Origin of the sequence: Lysinibacillus sp. FSL K6-0075, assembly GCF_038592945.1 — a bacterium.
Classification (GTDB): domain Bacteria; phylum Bacillota; class Bacilli; order Bacillales_A; family Planococcaceae; genus Lysinibacillus; species Lysinibacillus fusiformis_F.
In genome coordinates this window covers 2,553,034-2,566,811 of sequence record NZ_CP151947.1, presented here as the reverse complement: position 1 = coordinate 2,566,811, position 13,778 = coordinate 2,553,034, and the positions used below count along the sequence as shown (strand labels likewise).

The following is a 13,778-nucleotide window of genomic DNA, read 5'->3' as shown; positions in this document are numbered from 1 at the left end:
CGCTGGATATATTTGCTTAAGAGTCTAACAGCTAATCAATTACAGCGTACATATCAGTATCCTGAGGTAGTAAAATGCGAATTGAACAAAGTTTTGCTCTTCACGCGTGGCATGTAATCACCTTGTGAAGAAATATACTAAGGAACGTAATAATCTTTCATTTTCTGTGGTGTAGTGTTGATTGTACTCGACCTAGATGGCTAAGGGGGAGAATAGTTCGACAAGGGTTTGGATTATTTTGGTATAATCTAATTAAATGAACTGAGGGGATGGAATAAATTTGTATAGCAAATTTACTTCAAGATGGAATTCCACAGAGAGCCTATCTTTTTCTTTTTCAAATTTCCAAATCAACTTGTTCTCAGGTTAATGATACGAGTTCAGATTGTCTTAGACCTGATGTGGCTCACAATTTAAACATTAGCTCATTTTGCATCGAAAAACGTGATTGGTCACGTTCTAAATAGGCGAGCGCTTAAAATCTTAGAAGGATTAATCAAAAAATATTGTTTAGTAAGGTCGCAAAAAGTTATAGCTTATAAATGTGATGTAATAAAGAGTTTTAACAAGGATTATGTTTGGAATGTTCATTGTGCTGTAAAGAAGTATATGAGAAAGGGTTCCTAATTTAATAATTGTGCTAAAAAATATTCAGTGCGGGAAAGAACTTAGGTTCAAAACGGTGGTTGTGAAGAACAACCTATTTACCAATCTTGTATTCAAACATGTTGTTTCATATTTAAGGCACTTGCCTATTTTTTAGATAATTATTTTATTTTTGGGAATAGTTCCTTAAACTACATCCTGTTGTAATGTATAACATATTGCTTAAAAAAGTGTAAAATACCTCCTGAAGTAACCCGTCCTAGATTAGAACGGGTTAACTTTACTGAGATTATAAAATTAAATAGCTATATTGTCGCTTTATATTACTTCATCTGGTGGTTGTGTCTTTCTCCAGCCATAAAACTGCATGACGTCTTTTGATCATATAAAACATTTCAATTCCCACCTTTCATGTTTTTTAATTAACAGATTAATATTGACGAATACGAATATAATCGTCTATTTTTCTTCGGTTCTCTTCAAAGATTTTTTTCACATATTCATCATGAAGTGCTTTCTCAAGAGAGATCTTACGTTTTGTAATGGTTATCGTGAGCGCAAAAAAGTTTAATATCATTTATTATCACCTCCTTAAATTGCCATGAAAAATGGAAAAAACCGTAGAGAGACTCCTCTACGGTAAAAAAAGGCACAAAAATACCGCAGGGGCACACTTCTCCCTGCGGTATGGGTATGCTTATTTACAAAAAAACCTTAAGCGATCCATTCCGATGTGGTCGAATGTGTGATTTTCATTTTTACTGAAGTTGTAGCTACCAATGACATCAATTTAACGATAACGATCATTTCATTCGACCTCCTTAAGAATTTTTTATTTACTTTGTAAGTATATCTAACTTTAAGTTGTTTGTAAACATCTTTTACTAAGCTTTCCTAATTATTGAAGTGTGAAGCGTTATGGATGCTACGGTACCTGGGGGAATCCAAATCCAGCAATTTCTACAGGGATATGGCTGCAAAATGAAAAAGTATTAGCAAATCACATTGAGTATGGTATCCCAGATATAAATACGAAAGAAAATTGCAGTTATTGGTGGTGGCCATTCGGTTATTAATACCTTGTTAGCACTTGCGGAATTACAAGTAGAGAATTATGCAACAAAGCTAGTGTGGATTATGCGTAAAAAGTCTGTAGAAGAAGCCTATGATGACGAAGAAAAAGATGCTTTGGCAGCACATGGCGCACTCGGTGTTCACATTCACAGGTGATTATGCAATTTTTAAGAGAAGTGATTATGGATCTGGCAGGGATTAGCTGGTGGTGGAGAAGAGGGTGAGACTCCTATTGAATCTGCTCAACGAGAAGCATTTGAAGAAGCTGGCATTACAAGAGGTTTTCCATATATTGAATTAGGTTCTATTTCTTCACTACCAGTAGAAGATGTAGTTGGGAATTTCCTTTGGGGACAAGACGTTTATGTATAAAAAGAATTTTCTTTTGGTGTTAAAGTTCCTACAAAAGATATATCATTATCCAAAGATCACCTTAACAATAAATGGTTATGTTTTGAAGAGGCAGTAACACTTTTGAAATGGGATAGCAATAAAACGGCGTTATGGGAATTGAACAAAAGGTTATTAAATCTGATTAACACCAAACATATGAAAGAAAATATTTAAGCTAAAACGGGTGCTTTGCTTGAAGAACACGGAGTTGCATAGGCAGATCATTTTTAGAGATATTGCTCAAATATAGTACTTGTTGTTATTCGATTATTGGGCAAGTACCGTTATAGAATGCTGAAATTGTGGAGGAAAAAAATGAATAAAACTGAGAGGCAGCTTGCAATCACGCTTGAATTACAGCGAAGCAAAACACTGAGAGCAGAAGATTTAGCTTCTCAATTAAACGCAAAATCGAGGCTACTTTGTCGGAGTCAGTTCGTAACGAGTCAAGGCTTGTTCGGGAAACAATGCGACTGTTTCATATAGGTGAGCAGTCAACTGAAGATCGGGTAAAAACGTATCTTAATATTCTTGTCCAAAATGTATGTAGATTCTTGTCCATATACAAATACAGTACACTTGTACAGGTATTGATGGATTCAAACCCTCCCTCACGTCAAATAATTTTAGTTTACATAATATAAATTATAGGAAGTTGTGTTTCATTGAAAAGTATACTAATAATAGTGAGACGAAATGAATTTATGTAAAAGATCAATTAGTTTTGGACACTTGAGACAAATACTTTTGGACACCAAAAATATACATGAGGCAATATTGTATTTATCATTTAATTTCTAGCTTCAATCTACTCTAAGGATTATTAGTTATGTTTAAATATAATATCTATTCTCAAAGTGAATAAAAAACAACAAGCAAGGCTACAAAAACCCTACTTGTTGGTAAATTACTCCTCATTATTTAAAGAATGTACTAATCCAATCATCGAATGATTTTTCTAAGGCTTCTTCTCTGTTTTCCTGTGAAGAATCCAATTCTAATTTATATAAAAAGCAAACCTCATCTTCTACAGTACCTATTTTTTCTTCCACATCAAAAATTCCATCTTGATAATAAAATTCCCATACAGTATCACTTACTTGGTAAGCTATTGCAGCATGAATAATTTCCATACTATCTGTCCATCTTTCTATATGATAGTGGTTATGGAGAAACATAGTATATTCAGCTAGTTCATATTCAAAATGATTTTGAACTCTAGATGCTAAATCTTCAAACATATTTGTTTCCAAACGAATAAAGTAAATAATTTCGTCTTCTGTCATTTGTTTTGACACATCTTTAATAGAGTTCATATCTACAAACTTTTCAATGAATTCTTGAATACGAGTAATATTTACAGAGGAGAATCTCTCTAACAAATATATATGATAATTTAATTCCATTTTCAGCCTCCATTTATTTCTAAGGAAATTTAGGTTGATTTTTTCCAAATTGTATTGTAAATAAGTCATAATGTGTTTTCATGTTTGGTGGAATATGATAGTGTACCCAACCACTATATCCGTTCCATTTAGTATATTTAACTTGCATATCAATCCTTAATAATTGTTTATTTTTGTAAAATGAAGTGAATAATGTATGATTATAGTTATTTGCTGTACTTCTTTTAGCTAATTCTGTGTCATTTCCTCCAGTTTGCGTTGGAAACTTTTTACGAATTGTTGTATCCACCATTTTTGAGTTTCCTTGGATGCGTACAATTGTTGGATCAATGACGATCAGATATTATCGTTATATGTAAAAAGGTCAATTAGTTTTGGGATGGATCTACGTCAAGATTTTAGATACACTTATAAGTTAATTTTTATATGTTGTGCAACGTCCTAGTTTGTAGTATTAACGTATATTGTTTCTTACTTTCTTGTTCTTCTTACTTCAAATATGGACTTTCTCGCCTTCAAATTTAAACACCAATCGCCTAACAAATTCATTAAAACCTACCTAAGAATTTTTTTGTCAGTAGGTTCTTGTCCACGTACATAAAAACAACAAGCAAGGTTACCCAAAACCCTGCTTGCAACAATAAGCAGCATTGTTTTATAAAATAATTGACTTATTCATACAGTCAATCTATTTTTTCAATTAATCTGTTTGCAATAAATAATGCTATCATTGTTAATATGAATGGAATAACTAGATGGTATATCCAATTATCACCTAAAAAGCCGAGGATTAATTGGAATAAATCAAATAGTAATGCAACACCTGCATAGATCAGTACTACAAGGAATGGATATAAACTTCTTTTTATTATGGCAATTATGATTCCTACTATTAATAAGCCTGTACTAAAAAATATCAAAAAGCTTGCCTCATTTCTATAGATTTCCTAATTTGCTAATAGTTTTTGAGTGCTTGTTTTGCTCTAGCTCCAAGGTTACTAATAAACTCCCCATCTGGATCAACAGTTATCACTGGATTATTATAAGTATAGCCATTCAGCGATAAAGGTTTCATTGTATCATGATACATTCATGAAGTCTAAAACTAATTGACTTTTTACAGCTACCGCCAATAGCCTTATTAGCAATTGAGTTAGCCATCCAGATAAAATTACTTTAATAAAATAAGTTTCCTTTACAATACAAAAACTCCATTTTGATCATAATTAATCAAAATGGAGTTTATTTATCGGAACTTTTATAGTCCTTAGCTGTTATTCAAACAATGCCATTATATGTTTTCTAATCAATTCAATTCGATCCTTGGCACGTGGCATAAAGCGTGAAGCGAGCGAAATGACCATTTTCTTTTTAGGGTTTATGAAGATTACATTTCCGCCATCCCCCAATGCTGCATAGCAATCATCAACTATCCACCACAAGTAACCATAGGCTAATTTTCCCCATCGACTTTTTTCTGTTGTGCTGTCCTCTATCCATTTGGAAGAAATGATGCGTTGGCCGTTCCATACACCCCCATTTAAATAGAGCTGACCTATTTTGGCCATATCCCGGGGCGTTAAAGTAAGCCCCCAACCAGCTGTGTTTACTCCTTTAGGGTCTACGATCCAGCCAGTGACAGATTTATCCTTCAGAAAAGCGAAATAGTCTTCTTTATTTTGTATAGTTGTATTTGTGGGAGCTTTGATTGCAAGAGGTTTAAACAAGTTTTCTGTAGCGAAATCAAGGACAGATTGGCCAGTGGCATTTGTAAGAACACCTGATAAAATATGTGTGCCAACGGTTGAATAGGTAAACTCCCCAATACCACCCTTGCCTCCTAGCAAATCCAATGCAGCTTTTACCCAGTCATCACTTGAATATACTTTCGTATATGGCTCCGACTTATACTTATAAGGTGCAGTCATTGACAATAAATTGGCTATAGTGATATTTTGAATGGTTTTTTCGCCACGCTTCACTGTGTAATTCGGAAAAAAATCTAATACATGCTGTTCTATATTTTTCATATATCCTTTATCGATTGCCATACCAATAAGAATTGAGATGATGCTTTTTGTTACAGATGCTATATGCAAAGCATCATCTTCGGTGTACCCATCAAAATATTTTTCGTAAATCAAGCGATCATCTTTTCTAATAGCAATGCCTGCTATATTGGAATACTCTTTTTTTATTAAATCTTCAAAGCTATTCATCATTCTGACTGTTTGGGATTGACACATTGACGTCAACTATATCAATCCATTCCTTTCGCTAAAATGATTGATCAATATTGATGAATAAAGAATAATTTATTATAAAAAATTATTCAATTCTTTTCTTTAATCTAGCTAGTGTGATTGCATCGTAACAAAAAAACGTTAATCCTTGTTCGATTAACGTCACGGTTTCTTTTTATCTATCTTCATTTTCATAATAGGCTTCATCCGCATATTTCTGATCTGTTCCTTTAAGATAAGCTAGGATCATTTTCGGATGTTTAAGCAAAACCCAGTCGCCATGCTTATCAAATTTTCTGCTTGAAGTGATCATTCCATTTTGAATCGTTCCGTATTTTTTTTCGTTCTTTTTTCCAAAATCTTTTAATCGTCTAGCGAAATCGGCATCTTCTGCCATCAGCATATTTTCATTAAATCCCTTAATCGCTTGAAAATCCTTTTTGTAGCACCAAAAGATTCCCACAGAAATTGCGCCATATTTAAAGAAGAGTGGCCCAATCAATAATAAAGCTGAAACAAAAATTCCTAAGGACATTCTTTCAAACTTCCCTGTAACGCCACCGCCAATATATTTTCCTGTGATTAAGTTTTCCTTTGCCTTTGACAGCACATGCTCATTCATCTGCGTATCTGCATCGATTGTACCGATGATTTCCCCTCTTGCTATGTCAACGCCAGCGTTCCTAATCTTAGAAAGATTTTTATCGCTATTCTTTAATAGGATACAATTATACGATTTTGCAATTTCCTCCGTTTTGTCTGTACATCGATTTAAGACAACAATAATTTCCACTTGATTTTCAAATGATGTGGAAGCTTTTAAAATAGATTCTAAGCATTTTCCAATGTATTTTTCTTCATTATGGGCTGGTATGACAATTGAAATTTTTATATTCTCTTTCTTTTGCACTTCTAAAGAGTTCTCCATTTCGTACATACAGCTCCTCCCTTTTAAATGGGAAAAATTTTTGACGCTTTTTTAATTCATTAGAATGGCTTGTCTTCTGCGTTTATAAAATAAACTAATTGGTCAGTCCACTTGTCGTCCTCGTATATGAATGCTTTCCTCGTGCTTTCATAAAGCATTCCAACACTTTCTGCCAATTTTATAGATGCCGTATTGTCGAGGTTTATATGAGCTTCTATTCGATGATAATTTAATTTTTCAAATGCTAGATCAATCGCTGCTTTTACAGCCTCTTTACCATAACCTTTTCTCCAAAAATGGTTATGAATTGTATACCCGAACCTAGCCCATTGAAATTCTTCCCTCATAATTGTTGAGAAGTCTACGAAACCAATGTGTGTATTATCTGTTTTTCTGAATACGTCAAATACATATACCTTGTCATCCTCAGCCATCTGATAATGTTTCGTAACTAAATCACAAAACCATTCTTTCGTACAGATGCTCATATCTAATTTACCCTCATCGTATTTATGCTGAGAAGGTAAACGGTTTTCATATTGCGTAAGCCAAGAAGAATAATCTCCCACCTCCATTAATCGAATAATTAAGCGTTCTGTCTTCGTCATTATCTTATTCAATCGAACACCTCACATATCAATACTTTATTTCCAAATGATAAACAATTGTTTTCACCCTTGTTTCTATCGATTCGTGGATGTAGGTTACTAGGCTTCCTCGTCTGCAGATGGCCCATAGATGCCTGGAACTGGAATATCGAGAAGTCGCAAGTATACCCCAAGCTGCGCTCGATGATGGATCATGTGGCTTAATCCGAAGGTGCGGAACGCAATTGCTCGGGGCTCACGGCGAATGATATGGTCACCATGACGGAGCGTCCATTCTTCGCCTAGCATTTTTTCATCACATTCGGCAAGTATCTTTTCCAACTTGCCGACATTTGCTTCAAACTCTCCCAGAATATCAGCGCATTTTTCTAATGGCTCCCGTCGCAACGGCACAGTCGAAAGATCAAACTCCTGGTATTGTAAAATCGCAATTTGCCAGTTGAGCAGATTGATTAAGTGTGTGGCCAAACCCCCGAGTGTCATCGATTTCTCATGTGGCCTCCATGTCAGCTCGTCAGGCAAACGTTCCAGCATGCGACGAGTAGAAGCCCATTCTTGTGTTGCGTCCCCAATCATTAATTGTTTAACCATAAAATCCCTCTCCTCTCTTTTAATCAGCATACTATAAATTCCAGTCAAGGGGAAAGCTCTCAGATGAATAGACTATGATTTTGGGCTATTTTTATCTAAATACAAAAATCCAATCATTTAGAAACAATGATTGGATGTTGAAAAACAGCAACGAATAGTTCTCTTACTTCTTACTTTGGCTTGAATCAATAACTAAAAAATAATGGCATTCCTCATTTAAAACATTAATAAATCGATGCTCTGTATCGGCTTCAAAAAAGAAAGAATCCCCCTCATATAATTCTTCGTTATAAAGACCTTTGCCTAGTTCAACCTTTAAAGTCCCTTTTTCTACATATATGTACTCTTTCACGCCTGATTGATGTGCCGGAAAAATGCCTGATTCTGAAAGAGGTGGCATCACATTTTTCACAAATTCAATTCCTCTTGACGGAAAAGAAGGTGACAATAAATGTCTTTGAAAACCAGAGTTTTCATCATGGTACACAGGTCTATTTTCTTTTCTTATAACAATGGTTTCTCTCTTCTCTTGCTGATCTAATAGGGCTGATAAAGTTGTATTTAAAGCTTCTGCAATCTGACAAGCTACTGAAATGGTTGGGTTTTTTTCACCACGTTCTATTTGAGATAGCATGGACGTACTTACGTTACTCAACGCAGAAAGCTCCTGCAAACTCAGGCCTTTTTCTTTTCTTATTAAATTTACTTGTTTTCCAAATTCCATTTGTATTTCTCCATTCTTCTATTAGGAATTATAAAAAAATTCAAAAAACACTTCCCTTTTAAGGATTTTAACGTAAAATAATACACTATAGAATAATTGTTTACACTATAGTGTAAAATTTGTTATTCAGTAGGAGTGATTTAATTGTTGAAAGTGTTACTTGCTTTGCTACCTTTAATCAGTATTATGTTTATGATTTTCGTTTTAAAAAAATCTTCCATCTTCACTGGAATAGTTGCCTGTATGTTAACGGCAGCAATTGCTCTATCCCCTATTTTTAATAGTAACATAATGAATTTAACCGAACCTATTATAAAAAGCTTTCTTACTACGTCAATTATTGCTTATATTTTATTTTTCGGTATTTTTTTATTTCATTTAATGGATAAAGCAGGTGCAATCAATGGCATAGCTTCTACTATTACGAAAGCGACTAATGATAAAATTTATCAAATTCTCATTTTAGCATTGGGATTATCGCCTTTAATTGAATCTGTTAGTGGCTTTGGTTTAGCAGTCATTGTCATAGCTCCTTTACTAATTGCTTTAGGGTTTAGTCCTATTCAGTCTTCCCTTATTGCGTTAGTTAGTTTATGTATTATTCCCTGGGGAACGCTTGCCATGGGAACAATAATTGGCGCAACCTTAGGTAATGTAGAGCTTGACAAGATGGGAATGGGAAGTGCCTTGATGTGTATTCCCATTTATATTTATTATGCATTAGTAGTGGTTTACATAGGTGTAGGGTTAAGTGCTTTGAAAAAAAGACTATTCACAATCCTATTTGTGGGATTTCTATTAGGGGCTTCAGTTTGGTTATGTAATCGATTTGTTAGTGTAGAGCTTGCTGGATTGTTTGGATCTTTAGCAGTCATTTCCGTTCTATTTTTAATGATTAAACAGCAAAATAAAAAAACGTCTAGCACGTCTAAATTTGAAAAAGAATCGAATAGCATTAAAAATATAATGCCGTATCTGCTTTTAATAGTACTTTTATTTATATCAAGAATTGTCATACCTCTTAAAGAGTATTTATCCGATACATGGACATTAACTATTGAAAAATATAATTTCGAATTATCAATTTTATATTCGCCTGGTTTTTTTCTATTTATCGTTTGTATTTTCACGATCTTCTTTTATCGACTACAAGCATTCGAAATAAGAGAAAGTAGTATTTCAACTTTTAGAAAATGTTATCCCGTTATACTGACAACCTTTTTGTATGTAGTTGTTTCAGAAATCATGTCTGAGGCAAAAATGATTCAGTTACTATCTTTACTAGCTGCACAATCCTTTGGGCAATTTTATGTATTTATTTCTCCATTAGTCGGTGCAATTGGTGGCTTTTTAACTGGAAGTAACACGGCTTCCAATACAATGTTTATTAGATTACAAACAGAAACAGCCCTTCATATAGGTATGTCACCTATCCTAGTAGCATGTGCTCAAAATGTAAGTTCTTCTTTGATGACTATGGTCAATCCATCACGCGTAGCCTTAAGCTGTTCGGTTTGTAAAATAAGGTCACATGAAAATGAAATTCAAAAAAAGATGCTTTTTGTTGGTATAGGTACTCTAGCTATTATTTTAATTGAATTATTACTTCTCTTTATATTCCAATACATTAATGGCTTTGGTGTTTGAAGAAGTGTTCATATGGGAATATGCTAGATTGAATAAAAAGGGGTGAAGATAAAAACAATTTTGTTGTTAATGATTTGTTCTTTAGGGGTAGTTGCTTGTAACGATCAGAAAGAAGCATCAAAGGTTATTGAAATTCAAGAATTAATGAATTTCGATGACGTACAACCCCATACCTTACAACAAATCTCTGATGTGAAGGATATGAAAGTTATAGAGAAAACATTTAAAAAAGCTAGAGAATTTGGTGAATTCGATAACGAAATTGCTCCGCAGGATAAGATTAAACTCTATGATGATGAATACTATTTATGGATAGACAATACAGTCACTGCGACAATAGCAAATGTAAACAGTAGAATATTTTTTACAATATCCTAGCTACCGATGAATTTAAATTATCAAGAACAAAATAAATGATTTCTATTAAATCTTCTTCCTAAAAAACAACAATCTGTTTTTCGTACAGATTGTTGTTTTTTAAGAGCCTTAGGCTACGTAATAAGCGCTAATTTTTAACAACATGAATTAGTAAGATCAAGTCCACATACGCCTGTTTTGGGTAACTCTAATTCCACACGCTTTGAAGCCTCTTCATCCCCTGATAAAAAGGCTATTACTGAACGCACTTGCTCATAGCCAGTTGCCATTAAAAAGGTTGGTGCACGTCCATAGCTTTTTGCACCGACTATATAAAAGTCCTTTTCAGGTTGCCTTAGTATTTCTTCGCCATGCGCTCTAACTGTGCCACAACTATGCACATTCGGATCGATTAGTGGTGCTAATAGATTATCCCTTCTCCTCTTTAAATTAGTATATAATTATTTTCTTATATTAAGTATGTTTTTTTCGCCTAGCAATAAGCTAGACATAATGATTTTTTGGATACTACAGTGAATTTTTCTATACGTTTGCCAATCTGATCACGTACGTTTTGGAAGAGAGTCCACCTTTCTTGATCAGTACCTGTCGCTTTCGCTGGATCTTCAAAGCCCCAATGTTCATGACGAACGTGAGGTGGTGTCGTTGGGCATTTATCAGCTGCATCACCGCATAGCGTGACAACGAATGTTGCGTTGTTTAATAGCTCTACATCAATTAAATCTGATGTGTGGTCCGAAATATCGATCCCTAACTCTGCCATTGCTTGAATGGCATTCGGATTGACGCCATGCGCTTCTATTCCTGCACTTTTAACTATCCAATCAATAGGCAGTAATTTTTTTGCCCAGCCTTCAGCCATCTGACTACGGCATGAGTTCCCCGTACACAAGAAATATAGTGTGTTTTTCATCATACTAGCTCCTTCAGTTAATGGTTTTAAAGTATTTTTTCTGCCAACGTAACGCAACCCATACAAGTCCTATAAGTACAGGTACTTCTACAAGTGGACCAATAACAGCGGCAAATGCCACGCCACTATGCAGGCCAAACACACCAACTGCCACCGCAATGGCTAGCTCAAAGTTGTTACTTGCAGCTGTAAAAGAAAGAGCTGCTGTGACAGGATAAGATGCACCTGCTTTACGTGAAGAGAAGAATGAAACAGCAAACATCACTACAAAATAAATAAATAAAGGAATAGCTATTCGTACTACATCGAGTGGTAATTCAACTATTTGCTCACCTTTTAAGGCAAACATCATCACAATCGTAAATAACAGTGCAATTAAAGTCAGTGGTGAAATCTTCGGCAAGAACTTTTCCTCATACCACTGTTTCCCTTTTGCTTTAATCCCTATCCAACGTGTGAGGAACCCTGCAGCAAAAGGTATACCTAAGAAAATAAGTACGCTTTTAGTAATTTCCCACATGGAAATAGATACTTCGAAATTCTCTAAACCAAACCATCCAGGTAATATATTTAAGAAAAAGTAAGCAAAGATCGAATATGTCACGATTTGAAAGATAGAGTTAAAGGCAACTAAACCAGCTACATATTCACGGTCCCCACGTGCTAAATCATTCCATACAATGACCATCGCAATACAGCGAGCTAAACCAATCATAATAAGTCCAGCCATATATTCTGGATAATCGTGTAGGAAGATGATGGCTAAAAAGAACATTAAGAACGGTCCGAGTAACCAGTTTTGAAAAAGGGATAGCAAAAGTACTTTCCAATCCTTAAAGACTCGCCACATTTCCTCATACTTTACTTTCGCTAATGGTGGGTACATCATGACAATTAATCCGATTGCAATTGGTATAGAAGTTGTACCAACAGACATGGATTCTAATGCTTCACCAATATTGGGTAGTGTGATACTTAATAAAACGCCTATTCCCATCGCAACAAATATCCAAAGGGTGAGGTAACGATCTAGAAAAGAAAGCTGCTTGGTTAAAGAATCATTACTCATGATCAGTTCCCCTTACATCGCAACAATCTGTGCCACAGCTACACCCGTTTAAAGGTTTAATTTGTGCTAAAATGCCCTTCATCAATGGCGTTTGCCCCTCTACTAAACGGTAATGTTTCCAAGTCCCTACTTTTCGTTCCGTAATAATGCCAGCCTCCTTTAATTTTCGTAGATGTTGACTAACTGCTGGTTGTGATATGCCTAACACATCCACAAAATCACATACACATACCTCCCCATTTTTCATGCATGCAAGTAATTTAATGCGATTTAAATCAGCTGCTGCTTTTAATTGTTTTTCAATTAGTGTGTTTTCCATTTATTTGCACTCCTTATATAATTATTTGCTTATATTTTGTTTATAATAAAATCACCTAGATAAAAGGGTAAATTAATCACTATATAACTATATTCTTATATTATGATTTTATGTTCTGAATTACAACACTTTTATCCATTTCAAAAAAATTAGTAAAGCCAGGCAGACGATACAAATACAAAAATTTCAAGCCAGTCAACGGCAAAATACCGTCAACTAGCTACAAATTAATTGTTTCTTGGTGTATCGAATGGGATCAACGGATATAGAGCCCTTCAGTATTAGCTATCTTTTCTAATAAATCAAGATTATGTTGGCTATAGATCAAAAAGGCTAATCCGTTCCCACTAAAGACAATATTCTCCTCAGGTATAATGAAATGTATATAGAGATGGTCCGAAACAGCTAATTTAATGAGCGAAATTAACATAGAGTACTCATCAATGTTTAATAAAATTCCTTCTGTAAGATCTTTAGGTATAATTTTATTCCACTCATTCTCGTAGACTTTATAATACAATTGATCCTTATATAAGGGTTCTGGTAAATAATAAAATGCATAAAATTCAAATGATTTTAACCAGATCAATTCAAAAAATCTTTCAAATTTTTCTAGGCTTTTTTGATATGAATGATAATTCTGCGTTTTTTGTTGGAAATCGATCATCTCTAATTTATCGAAGAATATTTCTACTTGACTATATTTTTCATTACTTTTTATCTGATATGGGTAGATATCAAGTATGTTGGGACTCTCATAATCATACAGTTGTTCTAGTAATTCCTCTAATTTTTTACTGTCTCTATTTGTTACTTCCTTGCAAATACAATCGATTATATTTCCTAATGACATACCTTTTGTCTCCTTCAATTACTACT

The 13,778-nt window shown here is 34.3% G+C and carries 15 protein-coding genes and 3 pseudogenes; 4 read left to right on the top strand and 14 right to left on the bottom strand.

What is annotated here, in order from left to right:
- Positions 1-1,036: 1,036 nt before the first annotated feature.
- On the bottom strand, positions 1,037-1,183 hold the full coding sequence (locus tag MHB65_RS12605) for a YrzI family small protein (RefSeq protein ID WP_342440545.1): 147 nt from the start codon (positions 1,181-1,183) through the stop codon (positions 1,037-1,039).
- A 320-nt stretch (positions 1,184-1,503) separates the two neighbouring features.
- On the opposite strand from MHB65_RS12605, the pseudogene MHB65_RS12600 reads away from it, so the two are divergent.
- Positions 1,504-1,830 (top strand): annotated as a pseudogene (locus tag MHB65_RS12600) (flavoprotein); the annotation flags it as partial.
- Positions 1,790-2,247: pseudogene (locus MHB65_RS12595) on the top strand (NUDIX domain-containing protein). The pseudogenes MHB65_RS12600 and MHB65_RS12595, both read left to right, overlap by 41 nt.
- Positions 2,248-2,990: 743 nt before the next feature.
- On the opposite strand, the gene MHB65_RS12590 reads toward MHB65_RS12595, so the two are convergent.
- The 8 genes from MHB65_RS12590 to MHB65_RS12555 form a co-directional block, all read right to left on the bottom strand.
- The gene (locus tag MHB65_RS12590) at positions 2,991-3,479 is read right to left on the bottom strand and encodes a hypothetical protein (protein WP_333720017.1); all 489 of its coding nucleotides are present in this window, start codon (positions 3,477-3,479) and stop codon (positions 2,991-2,993) included.
- 19 nt (positions 3,480-3,498) lie between these two features.
- Positions 3,499-3,771, bottom strand: a complete 273-nt coding sequence (locus MHB65_RS12585; protein WP_333720016.1) for a hypothetical protein — start codon at positions 3,769-3,771, stop codon at positions 3,499-3,501.
- 391 nt (positions 3,772-4,162) lie between these two features.
- On the bottom strand, positions 4,163-4,399 hold the full coding sequence (locus MHB65_RS12580; RefSeq protein WP_342440544.1) for a hypothetical protein: 237 nt from the start codon (positions 4,397-4,399) through the stop codon (positions 4,163-4,165).
- A gap of 354 nt (positions 4,400-4,753) precedes the next feature.
- Complete coding sequence (locus tag MHB65_RS12575) at positions 4,754-5,725, bottom strand: serine hydrolase (protein ID WP_342443735.1); 972 nt, start codon at positions 5,723-5,725, stop codon at positions 4,754-4,756.
- A 172-nt stretch (positions 5,726-5,897) separates the two neighbouring features.
- Positions 5,898-6,659, bottom strand: coding sequence for a glycosyltransferase (locus MHB65_RS12570; protein ID WP_342440543.1), 762 nt, complete (start codon positions 6,657-6,659; stop codon positions 5,898-5,900).
- Between the two features lie 50 nt (positions 6,660-6,709).
- Positions 6,710-7,270, bottom strand: coding sequence for a GNAT family N-acetyltransferase (locus MHB65_RS12565; RefSeq protein ID WP_342440542.1), 561 nt, complete (start codon positions 7,268-7,270; stop codon positions 6,710-6,712).
- An 87-nt stretch (positions 7,271-7,357) separates the two neighbouring features.
- The gene (locus tag MHB65_RS12560) at positions 7,358-7,849 is read right to left on the bottom strand and encodes a DinB family protein (RefSeq protein WP_342440541.1); all 492 of its coding nucleotides are present in this window, start codon (positions 7,847-7,849) and stop codon (positions 7,358-7,360) included.
- A 163-nt stretch (positions 7,850-8,012) separates the two neighbouring features.
- Positions 8,013-8,573: an XRE family transcriptional regulator gene (locus MHB65_RS12555; RefSeq protein WP_205443582.1), complete on the bottom strand. Its 561-nt coding sequence runs from the start codon at positions 8,571-8,573 to the stop codon at positions 8,013-8,015.
- A 153-nt stretch (positions 8,574-8,726) separates the two neighbouring features.
- Between MHB65_RS12555 and MHB65_RS12550 the strand changes: the two genes are divergently transcribed.
- Both MHB65_RS12550 and MHB65_RS12545 read left to right on the top strand, forming a co-directional pair.
- Positions 8,727-10,220: an L-lactate permease gene (locus tag MHB65_RS12550; RefSeq protein ID WP_342443734.1), complete on the top strand. Its 1,494-nt coding sequence runs from the start codon at positions 8,727-8,729 to the stop codon at positions 10,218-10,220.
- A gap of 42 nt (positions 10,221-10,262) precedes the next feature.
- Positions 10,263-10,598 carry a hypothetical protein gene (locus tag MHB65_RS12545; protein WP_342440540.1) on the top strand — a complete coding sequence of 112 codons (336 nt, stop codon included), beginning with the start codon at positions 10,263-10,265 and terminating at the stop codon, positions 10,596-10,598.
- Positions 10,599-10,732: 134 nt separating this feature from the next.
- Here the strand turns inward: MHB65_RS12545 and MHB65_RS12540 are convergent.
- The 5 genes and pseudogenes from MHB65_RS12540 to MHB65_RS12520 form a co-directional block, all read right to left on the bottom strand.
- A pseudogene (locus MHB65_RS12540) lies at positions 10,733-11,002 on the bottom strand (flavoprotein); the annotation flags it as partial.
- 68 nt (positions 11,003-11,070) lie between these two features.
- Positions 11,071-11,514 (bottom strand): arsenate reductase (thioredoxin), encoded by a 444-nt coding sequence (gene arsC / locus MHB65_RS12535; protein WP_342440539.1) that lies wholly within the window; start codon positions 11,512-11,514, stop codon positions 11,071-11,073.
- 10 nt (positions 11,515-11,524) lie between these two features.
- Positions 11,525-12,580: an ACR3 family arsenite efflux transporter gene (arsB, locus tag MHB65_RS12530; RefSeq protein WP_342440538.1), complete on the bottom strand. Its 1,056-nt coding sequence runs from the start codon at positions 12,578-12,580 to the stop codon at positions 11,525-11,527.
- On the bottom strand, positions 12,573-12,899 hold the full coding sequence (locus tag MHB65_RS12525; protein WP_342440537.1) for a metalloregulator ArsR/SmtB family transcription factor: 327 nt from the start codon (positions 12,897-12,899) through the stop codon (positions 12,573-12,575). Before MHB65_RS12525 ends, arsB begins: the two co-directional genes overlap by 8 nt.
- A gap of 256 nt (positions 12,900-13,155) precedes the next feature.
- Positions 13,156-13,752, bottom strand: a complete 597-nt coding sequence (locus tag MHB65_RS12520; RefSeq protein ID WP_342440536.1) for a hypothetical protein — start codon at positions 13,750-13,752, stop codon at positions 13,156-13,158.
- Between the last annotated feature and the right edge of the window lie 26 nt (positions 13,753-13,778).

What these genes read in the sequence shown, in the direction of transcription:
- MHB65_RS12605 (WP_342440545.1), bottom strand. Translation starts at nt 1,183, where the DNA reads ATGATATTAAACTTTTTTGCGCTCACGATAACCATTACAAAACGTAAG.
- MHB65_RS12590 (WP_333720017.1), bottom strand. Translation starts at nt 3,479, where the DNA reads ATGGAATTAAATTATCATATATATTTGTTAGAGAGATTCTCCTCTGTA.
- MHB65_RS12585 (WP_333720016.1), bottom strand. Translation starts at nt 3,771, where the DNA reads ATGGTGGATACAACAATTCGTAAAAAGTTTCCAACGCAAACTGGAGGA.
- MHB65_RS12575 (WP_342443735.1), bottom strand. Translation starts at nt 5,725, where the DNA reads ATGTGTCAATCCCAAACAGTCAGAATGATGAATAGCTTTGAAGATTTA.
- MHB65_RS12570 (WP_342440543.1), bottom strand. Translation starts at nt 6,659, where the DNA reads ATGTACGAAATGGAGAACTCTTTAGAAGTGCAAAAGAAAGAGAATATA.
- MHB65_RS12560 (WP_342440541.1), bottom strand. Translation starts at nt 7,849, where the DNA reads ATGGTTAAACAATTAATGATTGGGGACGCAACACAAGAATGGGCTTCT.
- MHB65_RS12555 (WP_205443582.1), bottom strand. Translation starts at nt 8,573, where the DNA reads ATGGAATTTGGAAAACAAGTAAATTTAATAAGAAAAGAAAAAGGCCTG.
- arsC (WP_342440539.1), bottom strand. Translation starts at nt 11,514, where the DNA reads ATGATGAAAAACACACTATATTTCTTGTGTACGGGGAACTCATGCCGT.
- arsB (WP_342440538.1), bottom strand. Translation starts at nt 12,580, where the DNA reads ATGAGTAATGATTCTTTAACCAAGCAGCTTTCTTTTCTAGATCGTTAC.
- MHB65_RS12525 (WP_342440537.1), bottom strand. Translation starts at nt 12,899, where the DNA reads ATGGAAAACACACTAATTGAAAAACAATTAAAAGCAGCAGCTGATTTA.
- MHB65_RS12520 (WP_342440536.1), bottom strand. Translation starts at nt 13,752, where the DNA reads ATGTCATTAGGAAATATAATCGATTGTATTTGCAAGGAAGTAACAAAT.